General features: G+C 70.7%; 17 protein-coding genes. 13 read left to right on the top strand and 4 right to left on the bottom strand.

Going from position 1 to position 17,426, the window contains the following annotated elements; translation table 11 throughout:
• The first annotated feature begins 24 nt into the window (after positions 1-24).
• The 9 genes from ACFWQG_RS19020 (at position 25) to ACFWQG_RS19060 (ending at position 8,564) form a co-directional block, all read left to right on the top strand.
• The gene (locus ACFWQG_RS19020; RefSeq protein ID WP_378509199.1) at positions 25-1,191 is read left to right on the top strand and encodes an acyl-CoA dehydrogenase family protein; all 1,167 of its coding nucleotides are present in this window, start codon (positions 25-27) and stop codon (positions 1,189-1,191) included.
• A complete protein-coding gene (locus ACFWQG_RS19025) occupies positions 1,188-2,126 on the top strand; it encodes a bifunctional MaoC family dehydratase N-terminal/OB-fold nucleic acid binding domain-containing protein (RefSeq protein WP_378509200.1) in 939 nt (312 codons plus the stop codon). Before ACFWQG_RS19020 ends, ACFWQG_RS19025 begins: the two co-directional genes overlap by 4 nt.
• Complete coding sequence (locus tag ACFWQG_RS19030; RefSeq protein ID WP_378509201.1) at positions 2,126-3,238, top strand: acyl-CoA dehydrogenase family protein; 1,113 nt, start codon at positions 2,126-2,128, stop codon at positions 3,236-3,238. Before ACFWQG_RS19025 ends, ACFWQG_RS19030 begins: the two co-directional genes overlap by 1 nt.
• Positions 3,235-3,672 (top strand): MaoC family dehydratase, encoded by a 438-nt coding sequence (locus ACFWQG_RS19035; RefSeq protein WP_378509202.1) that lies wholly within the window; start codon positions 3,235-3,237, stop codon positions 3,670-3,672. Before ACFWQG_RS19030 ends, ACFWQG_RS19035 begins: the two co-directional genes overlap by 4 nt.
• Positions 3,672-4,850 (top strand): lipid-transfer protein, encoded by a 1,179-nt coding sequence (locus ACFWQG_RS19040; RefSeq protein WP_378509203.1) that lies wholly within the window; start codon positions 3,672-3,674, stop codon positions 4,848-4,850. The genes ACFWQG_RS19035 and ACFWQG_RS19040 overlap by 1 nt, the downstream gene beginning before the upstream one ends.
• Before the next feature lie 27 nt (positions 4,851-4,877).
• Entirely contained in the window at positions 4,878-5,684 is an 807-nt protein-coding gene (locus ACFWQG_RS19045) for a MaoC/PaaZ C-terminal domain-containing protein (RefSeq protein WP_378509204.1), read from the top strand.
• 1 nt (position 5,685) lies between these two features.
• Positions 5,686-6,468, top strand: coding sequence for an SDR family oxidoreductase (locus ACFWQG_RS19050; RefSeq protein WP_378509205.1), 783 nt, complete (start codon positions 5,686-5,688; stop codon positions 6,466-6,468).
• Between the two features lie 28 nt (positions 6,469-6,496).
• On the top strand, positions 6,497-7,258 hold the full coding sequence (locus ACFWQG_RS19055) for an SDR family NAD(P)-dependent oxidoreductase (RefSeq protein ID WP_378509206.1): 762 nt from the start codon (positions 6,497-6,499) through the stop codon (positions 7,256-7,258).
• 220 nt (positions 7,259-7,478) lie between these two features.
• On the top strand, positions 7,479-8,564 hold the full coding sequence (locus ACFWQG_RS19060) for a DUF1524 domain-containing protein (protein ID WP_378509207.1): 1,086 nt from the start codon (positions 7,479-7,481) through the stop codon (positions 8,562-8,564).
• A 14-nt stretch (positions 8,565-8,578) separates the two neighbouring features.
• On the opposite strand, the gene ACFWQG_RS19065 is transcribed toward ACFWQG_RS19060, so the two are convergent.
• Positions 8,579-10,243 (bottom strand): alkaline phosphatase D family protein, encoded by a 1,665-nt coding sequence (locus ACFWQG_RS19065; RefSeq protein ID WP_378509208.1) that lies wholly within the window; start codon positions 10,241-10,243, stop codon positions 8,579-8,581.
• A gap of 152 nt (positions 10,244-10,395) precedes the next feature.
• Here ACFWQG_RS19065 and ACFWQG_RS19070 point away from each other — a divergent pair, with 152 nt between their 5' ends.
• The 4 genes from ACFWQG_RS19070 (at position 10,396) to ACFWQG_RS19085 (ending at position 14,103) form a co-directional block, all read left to right on the top strand.
• Positions 10,396-11,106 carry a phosphatase PAP2 family protein gene (locus ACFWQG_RS19070; RefSeq protein ID WP_378509209.1) on the top strand — a complete coding sequence of 237 codons (711 nt, stop codon included), beginning with the start codon at positions 10,396-10,398 and terminating at the stop codon, positions 11,104-11,106.
• A gap of 197 nt (positions 11,107-11,303) precedes the next feature.
• Positions 11,304-12,557: an Nramp family divalent metal transporter gene (locus ACFWQG_RS19075; RefSeq protein WP_378509210.1), complete on the top strand. Its 1,254-nt coding sequence runs from the start codon at positions 11,304-11,306 to the stop codon at positions 12,555-12,557.
• 130 nt (positions 12,558-12,687) lie between these two features.
• Positions 12,688-13,341, top strand: coding sequence for a S1 family peptidase (locus ACFWQG_RS19080; RefSeq protein WP_378509211.1), 654 nt, complete (start codon positions 12,688-12,690; stop codon positions 13,339-13,341).
• 6 nt (positions 13,342-13,347) lie between these two features.
• Positions 13,348-14,103 (top strand): DUF6319 family protein, encoded by a 756-nt coding sequence (locus ACFWQG_RS19085; protein WP_378509212.1) that lies wholly within the window; start codon positions 13,348-13,350, stop codon positions 14,101-14,103.
• A gap of 14 nt (positions 14,104-14,117) precedes the next feature.
• Here ACFWQG_RS19085 and ACFWQG_RS19090 read toward each other — a convergent pair whose 3' ends face one another.
• The 3 genes from ACFWQG_RS19090 to ACFWQG_RS19100 are packed head-to-tail and all read right to left on the bottom strand — an operon-like array spanning position 14,118 to position 17,423.
• Complete coding sequence (locus ACFWQG_RS19090; RefSeq protein WP_378509213.1) at positions 14,118-15,143, bottom strand: adenylate/guanylate cyclase domain-containing protein; 1,026 nt, start codon at positions 15,141-15,143, stop codon at positions 14,118-14,120.
• Positions 15,136-16,833 (bottom strand): dihydroxy-acid dehydratase, encoded by a 1,698-nt coding sequence (gene ilvD, locus ACFWQG_RS19095; RefSeq protein ID WP_378509214.1) that lies wholly within the window; start codon positions 16,831-16,833, stop codon positions 15,136-15,138. The genes ACFWQG_RS19090 and ilvD overlap by 8 nt, the downstream gene beginning before the upstream one ends.
• Positions 16,830-17,423, bottom strand: coding sequence for a TIGR03086 family metal-binding protein (locus ACFWQG_RS19100; protein WP_378509215.1), 594 nt, complete (start codon positions 17,421-17,423; stop codon positions 16,830-16,832). Before ACFWQG_RS19100 ends, ilvD begins: the two co-directional genes overlap by 4 nt.
• Between the last annotated feature and the right edge of the window lie 3 nt (positions 17,424-17,426).

Below are 17,426 nucleotides of genomic sequence, written 5' to 3' on the forward strand. Positions count from 1 at the left end.
ATCGCGGGATGGGAGAGCCAAACGATGGAGTTGAGGGAGTCGGCGGCGCAGCAGGAGCTGCGGCGGGAACTGCGCGCGTACTTCGCGAACCTGCTGCCGGAGGAGAAGCGGCGCAAGGCGGGCGAGGAGGGCGTCGGCGGCCAGTACTTCCGTGAGGTCGTCAAGCTGCTCGGCAAGGACGGCTGGCTGGGCATCGGCTGGCCCAAGGAGTACGGCGGACAGGGCCGGTCCATCGAGGAACAGTTCGTGTTCTTCGACGAGGTGCAGCGCGCCGGGCTGCCGTTCCCGTTCGTCACCGTGAACACCGTCGGCCCGACGCTGATGAAGTACGGCACGCAGGAGATGAAGGACCGGTTCCTGCCGGGGATCCTCTCCGGCGACATCGTGTTCGCGATCGGCTACACCGAGCCGGAGGCGGGCACCGACCTCGCGTCCCTCAAGACCCGTGCGGTCCGCGACGGCGACGACTTCATCGTCGACGGCGCCAAGATCTTCACCTCCGGCGCCAACACCGCCGACTACGTGTGGCTGGCCGCCCGCACCGACCCGGACGCCCCCAAGCACAAGGGCATCTCGATTCTGGTGGTCCCCACCGACGACCCCGGCTTCTCGTGGTCGCCGATCAACACCGTCGGCGGCCTGATGGTCACCGCGACGTACTACAGCGGCATCCGGGTGCCCGCGTCCGATGTCATCGGTGACGTCAACGGCGGTTGGCAGCTGATTGCCGCGCAGCTCAACCACGAGCGCATCGGCCTTGCCGCGATCGGCGGCCGCACCTACGGCCTGTGGCACCAGGTGCTGGACTGGGCCAAAGACAACGGCGCCATCGAGATCCCTTGGGTGCAGCAGGAATTCGCGCGGACCCACGCCAAGCTTGAGGCGATGCGCCTGCTGAACTGGAAGATGACGGCCGCGGTCGCCGCGGACACCCTCTCCGGCGCGGACGCGGGTGCCACCAAGGCGTACGGCACCGAGACGCACATCGACGTCTACCGGTCGCTGCTCGCGATCCTGGGCGCCGCCGGACGCATCCGGCCCGAGTCGCCGGGCGCGCTGCTCGCCGGTCAGGTGGAGCAGATCTCCCGCCAGGGCATGGTCAACACGTTCGGCGGCGGCGTCAACGAGGTCCTGCGCGACATGGTCGGCACGATGGGCCTTGGCCTGGTCCGGGAGAAGAGGGTCAAGTGAGCGAATTCGCTACCAAGATCAAGGAATTCGAGGGTCAGATCCTGACCCCGACGACCTGGGGTCCGGACGCGGTCAACACCCCGATGATCCGGCACTGGGTCGAGACGATGGGCGACACCAACCCGATCTACCTTGATGACGAGGCCGCCCGCGCCACCGGCCGGGACGGCGCGGTCGCGCCCGCGCTGATGGCGCAGGTGTGGATCATGCGCACGTTCACCGACAAGATGGCGAACAACGATCCGTCGCAGGTGTGGACCGACATGATCGCCGCCTTCGACGAGGCCGGATTCAGCTCGGTCGTCGCAACCGACTCGGACTTCGAGTTCTTCGCCGAACTGCGCGCCGGCGACCGGGTATCGGTCACCGAGACCATCGAGGCGATCTCCGAGGAGAAGACGACCGGCCTGGGTACCGGACACTTCGTCACCACCCTCAAGACGTACTGCAACGGCGACGACGAGGTCGTCGCGACCCAGCGCTGGCGGACCCTGCGGTTCGCGCCGAGGCCGAAGAAGGCCGATGTGGGCCTGCGTCCGCGCCCGGCCCTCAACCACGACAACGCCTTCTGGTTCGAGGCCGCCAAGGAGCACCGCCTGGTCATCCAGCGCTGCACCGCCTGCGGCGTGCTGCGGCACCCCACCGGACCGATGTGCGGCGAGTGCCAGTCGCTTGAGTGGGACACCGTCGACGCCTCGGGCCGGGGCACCGTCTACAGCTTCGTCGTCAACCACCACCCGAAGATCCCCGGCTTCGAGTACCCGCTGATCGTGGCGACCATCGAACTCGACGAGGGCACCCGACTGATCGCGAACATGACCGGCATCACGCCGGACGAGGTCGAGATCGGCATGCCGGTGGAACTGGACTGGATCGACGCCGACCCGGATCTGACGCTGCCCGCGTTCCGGCCGGCCGCACGGGAGGAGCACTGATGGACTTCAACTTCAGCGAAGAGCAGGACGCGATTCGCACCCTCGCCGACGAGGTCTTCACCAGCAAGGCCGACATCGACCGGGTCAAGGCGATCGAGCTGAGCGACGAGCGCCTCGACCGCGACCTGTGGCGTGAGCTCGCGAACACCGGCCTGCTCGGTATCGCCCTGCCCGAGAACCTCGGCGGCGGCGGCATGGGCCTTGCCGAGCTGTACGTGCTGCTCGTGCAGCAGGGCAGGCACGTGGCACCGGTGCCGATCTGGCCTGCCACCCTCGCGGCGGCGGCGGTCGCCGAGTTCGGCACCCCCGAGCAGGCGTCGACGCTGGTTCCCGGTGTCGCCGAGGGCAGTTCGTTCCTTACCGTCGGTCTCGAGGAGTTCGGTCCGTACGTCGACGGCGACCCGCAGACCACCGCCACCGAGGCTGGCGGAGCGTGGACGCTGACCGGTGCGAAGGCCGTCGTCCCGATCACCCACGTTGCTGACCGCGCGATCGTCTCGGCCACCACCGAGTCCGGTGCCGCGCTGTTCGTCGTCGACCTCGCCGCTGCCGGTGTCGCGGTGGAGCAGACACAGTCGACCGACTGGGAGATCTGCGGCAACCTCACGTTCGAGGCGGCCCCGGCGGAGCTGCTCGGTCCCGCCGACGGCACCGCCGCGCAGTGGCTGCTCGACCGGGTCGAGTTGGCGCTCGCCGCGATCCAGTTGGGTGTCGGCGAGGGCGCCGTTGCGCAGGCCGTCGAGTACCTGAACGGCAGGCAGCAGTTCGGTCGTCCGCTCGCCACGTTCCAGGCCGTCAACCATCAGCTGGCCGACTGCTACATCGACCTGCAGGCGATGAGCGTGACGCTGTGGCAGGCCACCCAGAACCTCGTCGATGGGATCGACCCGGGCACGTCGGTGCTCGTCGCGAAGTGGTGGGCCACCGACGGCGGCCAGCGCATCGTGCACCGAACCACCCACGTCCACGGCGGCATGGGTGTCGACACCGACTACCCGGTGCACCGGCACCTGTTGTGGGGCAAGCAGATCGGCGCCACCCTCGGCGGCTCCGCCTCCGACCTCGCGCGTCTGGGCGCGCAGCTCGCCGCCGGTGTCGAGGTGGTCGCATGACCGCCGCCGTCACCGGACGCAGCTACGACGACATCACCGTCGGCGAGACGCTGCCCGAGCTGGCCATCCCGCTCACCCGCACCCTGATCGTCGCGACGGCCCTGGCCACCCGCGACTTCCAGGACGTGCACCACGATCCCGAGCTGGCGCAGCAGCGTGGCAGCAAGGACGTGTTCATGAACATCCTCACCAGCAACGGGCTGGCCGGACGGTTCGTGACGGACTGGGCGGGTCCGTTCGCGCAGGTGCGCCGCGTCAAGATCCGGCTCGGCGCACCGAACTACCCGGGCGACACCATGACCATGACCGGCGAGGTCGTCGGCAAGGAGAACGGCACCGTCGAGGTGAAGATCGTCGGCGCCAACAGCCTCGGCAACCACCTGGCAGGCACCGTCACCGTCGCCTACCCGGCCCACGAAGGGAAGGACGCCTGATGGCCGTCAGCCCGCTCTCCGGTGCCGCCGCGATCGTCGGCATCGGCGCCACCGAGTTCTCCAAGAACTCGGGCCGCAGCGAACTCCAACTCGCCTGCGAGGCCATCGTCGCCGCGCTCGCCGACGCGGGCATCGACCCGTCCGAGGTCGATGGCCTGTCCACCTACACGTCCGAGACCAACGGCGAGGCGATTGTCGCCCGCAACTGCGGCCTCGGCGAGCTGAAGTTCTTCTCCCGCGTGCACTACGGTGGCGGCGCAGCCTGCGGCACCGTGCAGCAGGCCGCGATGGCCGTGGCGACCGGCGTCGCTGACGTCGTCGTCGTGTACCGCGCGTTCAACGAACGCTCCGGCGTCCGTTACGGTCTCGGCCAGCATGACCGCCCGATGGACTCCACCGCGGACCGCGCCGCGTACGCGTGGATGACGCCGCAGGGCCTGTCCACTCCGGCGCAGTGGGTCGGCATGTTCGCGCGCCGCTACATGCACCAGTACGGCGCAACCAGTGAGGACTTCGGTCGGGTCGCCGTCGTCGCCCGCAAGCACGCGGCGAACAACCCGAAGGCGTGGTTCTACGGCAAGCCGATCACGCTCGAGGACCACCAGAACTCGCGCTGGATCTCCGAGCCGCTGCACCTGCTCGACTGCTGCCAGGAGACCGACGGCGGCCAGGCTCTCGTCATCGTCTCCGCGGAACGCGCCAAGACCCTGACGAACACGCCCGTTGTCATCAAGGGCGCGGCGCAGGGCTCCGGCAAGGACCAGCACATGATGACCAGCTACTACCGTCCCGACATCACCGGCATCCCGGAGATGGGCCTGGTCGGCCGCCAGCTGTACGCGCAGTCCGGGCTCACCCCGGAGGACATCGGTGCCGCGGTTCTCTACGACCACTTCACTCCGTTGGTGCTGCCGCAGCTCGAGGAGCTCGGTTTCTGCGGCGTCGGCGAGGCCAAGGACTTCATCCGCGAGGGCAACCTGGAGATCGGTGGCCGGCTGCCGTCGAACACGCACGGCGGCCAGATCGGTGAGGCGTACCTGCACGGCGTCAACGGCATCGCCGAGGCCGTCCGTGTCCTGCGCGGCACCTCCACCAACCAGCCGGGCAGCGTCGAGAACATGATCGTCACGGCGGGAACCGCGGTTCCCACGTCGGGCCTTATTCTCGGCGTGGCCTGACAGAACACTCGGAAGGACTACAGGAGAATGACGGCAGTGGAGCAGAAGCCGGCCGGTGCCTGGAAGGGTGTCGATCTCGGCACCCGCACGGTGAGCTACGACGAGCGCGACGCGATCCTCTACGCGCTCGCCGTCGGTGCGAAGGCCACCGACCTGGACCTCGTGATGGAGGACCGGCTGCGGGTGCTGCCGACGTTCGCCCTGACCCTCGCCCAGTGGGCACCCGACGAGCTCGGCTCGCGGGGTGCGTTCGACACCAAGACGGCGTTGCACGGATCGCAGGAACTGACCGTCCGCAAGCCGCTGCCCCGCTCGGGCGAGGTGACGCTGTCCGCCCGCGTCGGTGAGGTCTGGGACAAGGGTGCCGCCGCGGTGTTCGAGGTGGTCGTCGAGAGCGAGTACTTCGTCGCCACCTGGTCGCTGTTCGCTCCCGGCGCAGGAGGATTCGGCGGCGAACGGGGCCCGTCCAAGCCGGCCGGACCGCAGGGTGATCCGAACCTCACCGTTGACCTGGTGACCGCCGCCAACCAGACGGCCCTGTACCGGTTGCTCGGCGACATGCACCACATCCACATCGACCCGGCGGCCGCCGCGGTGATCGGGCAGCCCCGGCCGATCATGCACGGACTGTGCACCCTCGCCGCCGGAACCCTGCCGCTGGCCAAGGAACTCGGTGTGCACCCGGCCGACCTGACCGGGCTGTCCGGACGCTTCGCTGCCCCCGCCTTCCCCGGCGACACCCTGGTGGTGCGTGCCTGGCGGGCAGGCGACGGTGTCGACTTCGAGGTCGGCGGCGCGGTCACCGGCGCCCACGCCGAATTCGGAGGATGGTGACATGGCAGTGCACAACCCCGCCGATTTCACCGGCAAGAAGATCCTGATCACCGGCGGCACCAAGGGCATCGGTCGGGTCACCGCCGAGACCTTCCTCGCCGCCGGGGCCGAGGTCACCGTCTGCGCACGCAGCGAATCCGAGTCCCCGATCGAGAGTGGCGGACGCCGAGCGCATTTCCTGTCCGTCGACGTCCGTGACGCCGACGCGGTCAAGGAGATGGTTGGCACGGCCGCCGCCGCGATGGGTGGCCTGGACGTGCTGATCAACAACGCGGGCGGCTCCCCGGACGCGGATGCCGCGACCGTGTCCACCCGGTTCGTCGACAAGATTGTCGCACTGAACCTGCTGGGCCCCTTCTACGTTGCGCAGGCCGCGAACGCGATCATGCAGCAGCAGGAGGCGGGCGGCGCGATCGTCAACATCGGATCGGTGTCCGCGCACGACCCGCAGCCCGGCACCGCCGCCTACTCCGCGGCCAAGGCCGGACTGCTGATGCTCACGAAGGCCCTCGCGCTGGAATGGGCGCCGAAGGTGCGGGTCAACCACATCACCACCGGCCTGATCCGCACCGAGGCCGCGGCCTCGGTGTACGGGGAGGATGGCGGCGCCGCGGTGACCCGGACCCTGCCGATCGGCCGGATGGCCGTGCCGTCCGACATCGCGGGCGCCTGCCTGTTCCTGGCCGGGTCGCTGTCGTCGTACGTCAACGGCGCCGACATCGCCGTCCACGGCGGCGGCGAGTACCCGGCGCGCTACCTCGCCACCCACCCCGAAATCGGCTGACGCCGTACACGATCGGAGACGAAGAGCAATGGGAATTCTGGACGGGAAGGTGGCCATCGTCACCGGTGCCGGGCAGGGCATCGGCCGGGGCATCTCGCTCGCCCTGGCGAAGGAGGGTGCGGCCATCGCGGTCACCGGGCGCACCGAGTCCAAGCTGCACAACACCGTGGCGGAGATCGAGGCACTCGGCGGGCGGGCGGTCCCGGTGCGCTGTGACGTCTCGGTCGCCGAGGACATCGTCGCCGCCGTCGCGACGACCGTCGCGGACCTCGGTGCGGTGGACATCCTGGTCAACAACGCCAACGACTCCAAGCCCGGCCCCCTCCTCGACGTCGTCGACGAGAAGTTCGAGAAGGCGTTCGCGTCCGGGCCGCTCGCGACCCTGCGGTTCATGCGCGCCTGCCATCCGCACATGGTCGCGCGTGGCGGCGGCTCGGTGATCAACATGGTCACCTCGGCGGCGGTGCGCTGGGATGCCAGCAACTACGGCGTGTACGGCGCGATCAAGGAGGGCACCCGGGTGCTCACCCGGGCCGCCGCCGCCGAGTGGGGCCGCGACGGCATCCGGGTGAACAATGTTGCCCCGCACGCCGTGACGCCCGCGTTGGAATGGTGGATGGAGAAGAACCCGGAAGAGGCGGCCGCGTTCGTCGCGGGCATCCCGCTCGGCCGGGTCGGCGACCCCGAGGCCGACATCGGCCGGGCCGTCGTCTTCCTCTGCTCGGAGGACTCGCGCTACCTCACCGGCTCCACCATGCCGCTCGACGGCGGCCAGTCCCGCTGGGGCTGACCCCGAAGGCGGGTCCGCCGCAACAGTCGTCCCACGAAAACCCCTGTGCGCAGGGGTTTTCGTGCGTTCGCAGGGAAACTGAGCGGACAACCCCGCTGTGCGTGCGGCACCCGCACTGTGCACAGGTGGGTTCGGGGCGAGGGAGCCGGGTGTCGGTCGAGCGGATGATTCGGGTGCCCGTGGTGCCGGGGCTCGCCGGCACCACTGGTAGGCATGGGAGGTGACCGCTCTCCCCAGACCCCGACGTATCCGCTGCGACATCGCCTGGGCGGCCGGACTGGTCGCCGTCGTCGGCCTCACCGGCTGCGGTGCGTCTGAGTCGCCGACGATGACCGCGACCACCGCCGCCCTCGACTCCACCACCGCGGTGACCCGCCCGACGACGCCCACCGCCGCACCGACCACGACGACGACGGCGCGTGCGACATCCGCTGCCGCGGCCGCCGGGCCGGGATCGGGAGGCAGCGGTGACGCCGTGGCCGCGCTCGCGCTGCTCGACACGCTCGCGGTCAAGGGACGCGCACCCAAGACCGGGTACGAGCGGGACCTGTTCGGGCAGGCCTGGTCCGACGACGTGAGCGTCGCGGGCGGACATAACGGCTGCGACACCCGCAACGACATCCTGCGCCGCGACCTCATCGAGGTCGAACTGAAGCCGGGTACCCGCGGGTGCGTGGTCCTGACCGGGGTGCTGCCGGACCGGTACACGGCAACCACGATCCCGTTCACCCGCGGATCGGGCACCTCGTCCGCCGTCCAGATCGACCATGTCGTCGCGCTGTCCGACGCCTGGCAGAAGGGCGCCCAGCAGCTCGACGCGCCGACCCTGCGGAACCTCGCGAATGACCCCCGCAACCTGCAGGCCGTCGACGGGCCGACCAATCAGCGCAAGGGTGACGGTGACGCCGCGACCTGGCTGCCGCCGAATCGGGAGTATCGGTGCACGTATGTCGCGCGGCAGATCGAGGTGAAGGCCGCCTACGGGCTGTGGGTGACCACCGCCGAACGGGACGCGATGGCCCGGGTGCTCGCGGATTGCGGTGCGGCGCAGCCCCAGGTGGCTCCCGCGGCCGCGGCCGGGGGTGATGACCGCCCGCCGGTGGAACCCGCCCCCGCGCCTGCTGCGCAGGCGCCGGTCCCGCTGGTCGGCGCCGCTCCCGCCCCGCCCCGGCCCGATGCGGGCGCCACCGTCAGCTACGCGAACTGCGGGGAGGTGCGCGCGGCAGGCGCCGCGCCGATCCGCGTCGGGGAGCCGGGGTACAGCGGCCGACTCGACCGCGACGGCGACGGCATCGCCTGCGAGTAGCGCGCCCGGGCCGGCTACCCGAGCCGCGCGTCCCCGGCCGCGACCCGCAACTCCTTCGACGTCGCAACGGCTGCGCCCCGATCGAGCTTGTCGACCGCACGGAACGCGAACCGCGCCTCGCCCGCGTCGACCTCGAGCACCCCGTACCCGTGGGACACCATGTCGGCGTGCGCGAGGTGCGGGTTCCTCGCCCGGCGGGCGGACTCCTCGGCGCGCGCCCCGCCGACGTCGCTGCTTCCGGTCGCGCCGCCGTCCCCGGTGTTGGCGGAGGTGACCGACGGGACGACGAACTCGACCCCGGCGCGCCGCGTGCCGGGGGCGTTGACCTGCGCGCCGGTCGCGGTGCCCGGCGCGAACCCGGTGTCCCACAGCTCGCCCGCCCAGCCGTCGTGGTCGTCGCCGGTCACCAGGACCAGGTTGTCGACCGATTGTGCTGCGGTGGAGAGGATCTCGGCGCGTTCGGCGCCGTAGCCGTCCCAGGTGTCCATGTAGGCGCGGGCACCGTCGTCGGCCACCGCCATGCCCATCATCATGTTGGCGTTCGCGACCACCTTCCATCGCGCGTCGGAGGTGGTGAGCCCGTCGAGCAGCCACTGCTTCTGGGCTGCCCCGAGCATGCTCCGTCCCGGCGTGTCGGCCTCGGTGCAGACGGCGAACTCGGCGTCGTCGCAGGCCTGCCGGTCCCGGTACTGGCGGGTGTCCGGCGCGAAGAGTTCCACCGTCCGGCCCACCCGCAGCGAGCGGTAGGTGCGGGTCGGGTCGCCGGCGAACCGCGGCACCGGCATGTGCTCGAACCACGACTGCCACGCCCACTGCTTCTTCTGCTGGAAGCCGATCGCGCCGTCGATGTCCGAGACGACCGGGAACGTCCAGCCGTCCGTGCTGTAGTTGTTGCGGAACTCGTGGTCGTCCCAGAGCGGGACGAACGCGTGGCTGCTGTGCATCAGCCGCAGGTCGGCGTCGGTGCGGTACTGGCGGTACTTGTCCCGCATGCCGTCGATGGTCTGGGGGAACGCATTGGTTGCGACCCCGCGGACGCCCGGCTTGGTGAACTCGTACACGTAGTCCCCGAGGCACACGACGAAGTCGAGGTCCTCCGCGGCCAGATGTCGGTGCGCCGCGTAGTAGCCCTCCTCGAAGCCCTGGCAGGTGAACCAGCCGATCCGGGCCGGTTCGTTGGAGTCGGCGGGCCGCAGGGTCCGGAACCGGCCGACCGGTGACTCGCCGCCGTCGCCGCGGAACTGGTAGTACCAGGTTTCGCCCGGCGCGAGGCCGGTCACGTCGAAATGGACTGTGCCGTCGGCATCCCCGCGTACCGGTACCCGCTCGGCGATGGTCGGCGAGGTCAGGTCCTCACGCGACGAGACGATCACCGCCAGTTCGCCGTCCGCCGCACGGCCGCCGATGCTGCCGGTGCCCGCGCTGCCGGTGCCGATGCTGCCGGTGCCCGCGCTGCCAGCACCGACCCGCGTCCACAGCGTCGCGCCGTCGGTGCGCGGCACCCCGGCCATCACCCCGTTGCCGAACTCCGGATTGCGGATCAGGCCCGCGCCGGTGTCCGGGGCCTGACGCAGCAGCGGCGCCGCGTGCGCGGCGGTGGGCAGCAGCGCGCCGCCACCGAGCGCGGACAGGCCGACCAGAAACGCACGGCGGGAAACGTTGGACGTTGGGAAGGACACGGGCCACCTCGGATGCGCCGGGACGAAAGAGTCCAGATGACCCTAGACGTCAATGGCGCGGCGCCGCCCGTTTTCCCGGTGTTCACCGGCAGGGGGTTGCGGCGGCGGGCCCTCTCAGTTTCCTACCAGTTTCGCCGCGTACATTCCGCCGGGTGCGAACCCGATTCCTCCCCAGGCACTGGCCGCTCGGCCTGGCCGCGCTGATCGTCGCGGCGGGCATCCTCGCGGTGTTCGGACCCGCCGACATGGAGGCCAACCCGGTCATCGGCTGGTCGACGTCGCTGTACCGCAGCGTCGACTCCGTCACCGCGGCCTGGCCCGCGGGCGCGGGCACCGTCAGCGACCTGGTCGCGGAGGCGGGATTGTTCGCCCTCGCCGGAATGCTCGCGCTGTCCCTGTGGTGGGGGCGCGGCGACACGCACACCCTCGCGGTCGGGTTGGCGGCCGGGGCGGGGGCCGCCGGTTCGGCGCTCGCCACCCTCGCCGTCAAGGCGGTCGTCACCGAGGAGCGTCCCTGCACCGCCCTGCCCGGGGTGCACGCCCTGTCCGAGTGCCCTCCGCTCGGCGACTGGTCGTTCCCGAGCAACCATTCCGGAATCTCGGCGGCCCTGGCAACGGCGGTGGTCCTCGCCGGGTACGCGGCCCGGCGAATGTGGATGGCGGCCCTCGCCGCGGTCACCGCGGTGATCGTCGGGCTGTCCCGGGTCGTCAGCGGCGTGCACTATCCACACGATGTCGCCGCGGGCCTGGTGTTCGGCTCCTGCATCGCCCTCGCGTTCGCGGTCGCGCTGACCCCGGTCGCTGCCGTTGTCGTGCGGCGGGTCGGGCTCGGCACGTCGGGACGGGAACCCGCGCACTACTGACCCGGCCGCAGCGCCGCGTCCGCACCGGTCGGCGGCCGCGGCCACGCCGTCATGCTCCCATATCCGCACCACGGCCCACCCGGCGGCGGCCAGTCGCATGCCGGTGCCGCGGCCGCGGATGCCTGAAAGTTTGGAGACCCGAACTTCTTGATATGGTGAGGCGAATAGTTGCCGATGTGGGCGGGAGACCAGTCGCGGTGAGCGTGCGCACCCTCGAACCGAGCGGACCGTCGACCAGGAGATGGGCGGGCCTCGGCCGGCTGATCGCGCTGGCCGGACCGGCCTTCGTCGCCGCGATCGCCTACGTGGACCCCGGCAACGTTGCCGCGAATCTCACCGCAGGCGCCAAGTACGGCTACCTGCTCGTGTGGGTGCTGGTGCTCGCCAACGCGATGGCCGTGCTCGTGCAGTACCTGTCCGCGAAGCTCGGGCTGGTCACCGGCCGGTCGCTCCCCGAGCTGCTCGGCGACCGGCTCCGGCCGACCCAACGCAAGGCGTTCTGGGTGCAGGCCGAGCTCGCCGCGGTCGCGACGGACCTCGCCGAGGTGATCGGCGGCGCGATCGCCCTGCACCTGCTGTTCGGGCTGCCGCTGTGGCTCGGCGGACTGATCACCGGCGCCGTGTCGATGGCCATCCTCGCGACCCAGGCCCGCGGCCAGCGGACCTTCGAGTTCGTCGTCATCGGCCTGCTCGCGATCATCACCCTCGGCTTCGTCAGCGGTCTCGCCTTCACCGACGTGTCCCCGCGCGAGGCGCTCGGCGGCCTCGCGCCCCGGTTCGACGGGGCCGAAACGGTGCTGCTCGCGGCGAGCATGCTTGGCGCAACCGTGATGCCGCATGCGATCTACGTCCACTCCGCGCTCGCCAGGGACCGGCACGGGCGCGGGATCCGGCCCGCGCTGTTGCCGCGCCTGCTGAAGGCCACCAAGCTGGATGTCGGGGCGGCCCTCGTCGTCGCGGGCACCGTCAACATCGCGATGCTGCTGCTGGCCGCGTCGGCGCTGCGCGGCGTCGAGGGCACCGACACCATCGAGGGCGCCCACGCCGCGATCACCTCCGCGCTCGGACCGACGGTGGCGGTGGTGTTCGCGATCGGGCTGCTCGCGTCCGGCCTGGCGTCCACCTCGGTCGGCTGCGCCGCGGGCGCCGAGATCATGGCCGGGCTGCTGCACTACCGGATCCCGATGCTGCTGCGCCGGATCCTGGTCCTGATTCCCGCGCTCGTCATCCTCGCGATCGGCGCCGACCCGACGACGTCCCTGGTGATCAGTCAGGTCGTGCTCAGCTTCTGCATCCCGTTCGCACTGATCCCTCTGGTGCGGATGACCTCCGAACGCGCCCTGATGGGTGACCACGTCAACCGCCGCGGAACCGTGATCGCGGCCTGGTCGGCAACCGCGGTGATCGTTGCCCTCAACATCGCGCTGCTGGTGCTCACCGTCCTCGGCTGACGTCCGAACGCCCCGAAATCCTCGCGTTCCACTGCGAGTCCCGGCGGGTGCGCGCACACTGGTGGGTGCTCGTCTTCCTACGGACCGGGCGTCAGGCCCGGTGCCGGTGTATCTCCCGGAGGGTCGGACGATGGCCAAGAAGTGTGCAGTCCTGTTCGCGATGGTGGCGGCGCTGTTCGGATTCCTCGGTGTCGGCGTCTCGGCCGCGGCATCACCGGCGCCGCTGGGCGGCGGATCGGGGATCATCGTCGGGGACGAGGCGCTGTGCACGCTCACGGCGATCGGGCGCGACAGCGCGGACCGTCTGGTCGGTATCACGGCCGGCCATTGTGGTGAACCCGGGTATTCCATCGTGCCGGAGCACCGTCAGGACGCGGGAACGGTCGGCCGGATCGTCGGGAAGAACAGGTCACTCGACTACGCGGTCATCGAGTTCGACCCGGCCAAGGTCGCACCCGTCAATCGGGTGGGGAACGTGACGATCACGACCGTCGGTGCGCCAGCGGCCTTCCCGGATGTGGTGTGCAAGCAGGGTTTGCGGACCGGCAACACCTGCGGCGTCGTGTGGGGGGATCTGCTGGCGAGCAACGAGACCTGGACGCAGATGTGCGTCATCGAGGGTGACTCGGGAAGCCCGGTCGTGCGCGGTACTACATTGGTCGGCATGGTGAACGCCTACGTGGGGGTCGCATGTCTCGGCCCCGAACTCGGAACCGATATCGATGCCGTCCTGGCCGACCTGAACGCGCACGGCGGTGTCGGCGCGGGCTTCCGGCCCATCTGATCGCGGATGGCCCCTCGCACACGGCCCGGTGATCACCTCACCGGGCAGGATCTGACCGACCTGGCCGCGGCGGTGTCCGCCGGTAAACGCGCCACCGTCTACCTCAACGAGGCGACCCCGAGCCTCGGCCTTGCCGCGGGCTGCTCCGCGAAGGTGGTGTCCGTCGACGGCACCACCGTGCTGATCCGGCCGAAGGGTGTGAACGACGAACTGCCGTTCGAGGCAGACGAATTGCGCCTGACCCGGGCGCCAGCGAAGCAGGCGGCCAAGGCGGCTCCGAAGCCGGCGGCGGCGCCGGGCCGAACCCGGTCGGCGTCCGCGCGATCCGCCTTGGACCGGTCGGCCGCTGGCGCACCGACACCCTCGGCACCACCACGCACCTCCACCCCGCCCGCCCCGACGACCGCGAAGGCTGCCGTGACCGCACCGAATACCGATGTCCCGCACGCCTCATCGCCCACGCCTGCACCCAAGCGGCCCCGGCGGGCGAAGGAACCGGCTGGCGTCAGCGTGACGCTGCACGCCGCGGCGGGCGGCGAATGGACGGTCACGGTCACGCACGGCGCGAAGCGGCCGGGGAAGGCGGCGCCGGTCGCCGCCGACGCGGTCGAGCGGGCCGTTCGCGAGCTCGGTGACCCGACCGCGCAGGACGCCGTCGAGTCGGTGATCACCGCAGCACGGGATGCCGCGGCCAAGCGGGTCGAGGAACTGAGCAGGCAGCTCGAGGAGGCGCGGACCGCGCTGGAGTCGCTCGGCACGTAGGGCCCGCGGCGAGGTCACCGGCGCAGCGCGTACGCCCGCAGTCGGTTGTAGCCGCGGACCCGGAGGGTCCGCAGCGACCGCAGCTGGACGTCGTCGGCCGCGCCGAGGGCCTCGGCCATCCTCTCGTCGACGAGCACCGTTCCCGGGCGCGCGGCGCTGGTGAGCCGGGCGGCGATGTTCACGACCGACCCGTGCACGTCGCCGAAGCGCACCAGCACCTCGCCGCGCGCGAGGCCGACCCGCAGGCTCGGCAGTTCCTCGGTGCTCGACGCCGCGTCCTGCAGTGCCAACGCAATCCGCGCACCGTCGGCGGGATCCTCGACCGCGAACAGCACCTCGTCACCGACGTTCTTGATCACCCAGCCGCGGTTCTGACCGATCACGTTCGTGACGGTGGATTCGAAGAACTCGAGCAGATCGGTCAGTTCGGTGATGTCGAGGCGCCGGGTCAGGCTCGTGTAGCCGACCATGTCCGCGAATCCGATCGTCAGCGTCCGGGTGTCGATGTCCTCACGTCGACTGTCGAGGAACCGTGCCGCGTGGGACGCGAGGTGCCGACGCCACGCGTACGACTGCAGCGCCTCCAGGGTCGGCAGCATCTGCTCCGCGACGAGGGTTGCCTCCGCCGCCACCGCGTGCACGTCGACGACTTCCTCGGGTTCGTGGTCGCGGATCCGCGCGACGATGTGCCCGTTGAGCAGGCCGAGCTGCCACTCCGCGAGTCGTGCGAACGACTGGCCGAGCGCGCGCGTCACCGGTACCTCCAAATCCGGATCGATGATGCCCCGGTCGACGAGGGAGGTGATCGACTGCAGCGCAGCGACGTCGGCATCGGTGAACATCGGCACATCCGGATTGGTGGCGTGCGCGAATCCCATTGCCACCCACAGGCGTTGCGCTCTCTCCAAGGGGATCCCGGCGAGCTCGGCGACCTGGTCGCGGGTGTACTTGATCTCCCCGCCGAGCAGATTGCGCTCCACCTCGGCCTGGATCATCGCGAACTCGAGGGCCTGCCGCCGTTCGCTCGACCGCTCAGCCACACACCGCTCCGTTCGACGCCGACCCGACGAGCTTCGCGTACTTGGCCAGTACCCCTCGGGTATACCGGGGCGGCAGCGGTTCCCAACCGTGTGCGCGCCGCGTCAACTCGGATTCGTCGATCAGCACGTCAAGGCGGCCGGTCGCGACGTCGAGACGGATCGTGTCGCCGTCCCGGACGAAGGCGATCGGTCCGCCGTCCACCGCCTCGGGCGCGACATGACCGACGCAGAGCCCGGTGGTGCCGCCGGAGAACCGCCCGTCGGTCAGCAGCAGCACGTCCTTGCCGAGCCCGGCGCCCTTGATCGCGGCGGTGATCGCGAGCATCTCCCGCATCCCCGGTCCGCCCTTCGGCCCCTCGTAGCGGATCACGACCGCGTCGCCCGCGGTGATCGTGCCGTCCTCGAGGGCGTCGAGCGCCGCCCGTTCGCGGTCGAAAACCCGTGCGGTACCGGTGAAGACGTCGGATTCGAAGCCGGCGGATTTGACCACCGCCCCGCCCGGCGCCAACGACCCGGACAGGATCGTGATGCCACCGGTCGGGTGAATCGGCGTGCTCATCGACCGCAGCACCTTGCCGTCGGGATCGGGCGGGGCGATGTCGGCGAGGTTCTCGGCGACAGTGCGGCCGGTCACCGTCAGGCAGTCGCCGTGCAGCAGCCCGGCGTCGAGCAGGGCCTTCATGACGACCGGGACGCCGCCGATGCGGTCGATGTCCTTCATCACGTACGCCCCGAACGGCTTGACGTCCGCCAGGTGTGGGACCCGCGCACCGACCCGCGTGAAGTCGTCCAGGGTCAGCGGAACCCCGGCCTCGTTCGCGATGGCGAGCAGGTGCAGCACCGCATTCGTGGAACCGCCGAACGCCATCACCACCGCGATCGCGTTCTCGAACGCCTCCGCGGTCAGGATGTCCGACGGCGTGATGCCGCGGCGCAGCAGCTCGACCACCGCCTGCCCGCTGCGGCGGGCGTAGCCGTCCCGCCTGCGGTCGGTGGCGGGCGGGGACGCCGAACCGGGGAGCGACATGCCAAGCGCCTCCGCGGCACTCGCCATCGTGTTTGCGGTGTACATGCCGCCGCACGCGCCCTCGCCGGGGCAGATTGCCCGCTCGATCGCATCGACGTCCGCGCGGCTCATCAGCCCGCGCACACACGCCCCGACCGCCTCGAACGCGTCGATGATCGTGACGTCCTTCTCGGTGCCGTCGGAGAGGGTCGCGGTCCCCGGCAGGATCGACCCGGCATACAGGAACACCGACGCCAGGTTCAGTCGCGCGGCGGCCATCAGCATCCCGGGCAGCGACTTGTCGCACCCCGCAAGCAGCACCGACCCGTCGAGACGCTCCGCCTCCATGACGGTTTCGACGCTGTCCGCGATCACCTCCCGGGACACCAACGAGAAGTGCATGCCCTCGTGGCCCATCGAGATGCCGTCGGAGACCGAGATGGTGCCGAACTCGAGGGGATACCCGCCCGCGGCGTGCACCCCGTCCTTGACGGCCTGCGCCAGCCGGTCCAGGGACAGGTTGCACGGGGTGATCTCGTTCCACGACGACGCGACACCGATCTGCGACTTGCCCCAGTCGTCGTCGCCCATGCCGACGGCCCGGAGCATCCCGCGCGCCGCGGTCTTCTCCAAGCCGTCGGTCACGTCCCTGCTGCGGGGTTTGATGTCGGGTTCGCTTGTCATCGCATACCTCCCGAAGTGCGCCCGGTCGCGGAGGGCCGCGGGTCGCGGCCGGTCAACGCGAGAAGCCGGTCCTGGGGCGACGCGTCCGCCGGTATCGGCACCGGTGTCGCGAACAGACCGCTGGCGGCGAGCAGGTCCCGCTGCTCGTCGAGGACATCCCACACCGCGGCGACGAGACCCGGATCCAGTTCCTCATCGGCGCCGACCGCGCGGGCCAGATCCCACGCGTGGATGGTGATGTCGGAAACCTGTTCGCGCAGATAGTGCTCCACCGTCGCCGTCGCGTAGGACAGGTGCACGGGCGCGGCCGGTGGTGCCGCGTTCCACGCGGCGATCGCCAACCCGGAGTGCAGTTGCCATTCTCGGCGCAGGTCCTCGCCGAGCGGCCGAATCCGGGACTCCGCCTGCTCGACGGTCAGACCCCCGAGAAGTGGCGGCACCCACTGCTGTTCGGTGACGACATGCCGGACCAGATCGGTGACGTCCCAGTCGGTGTCGGGGGTCGGGACGGACCACTCGGTGACCGCGGTGATGCGGGTGGAGAACTCGTGGTGGGCTCGCCGCAGCAGCGCGAGCCACTCCAGTGCCACGGC

Source organism: Rhodococcus sp. NPDC058532 (assembly GCF_042719255.1).
In the GTDB taxonomy this organism is placed as follows: domain Bacteria; phylum Actinomycetota; class Actinomycetes; order Mycobacteriales; family Mycobacteriaceae; genus Rhodococcus_G.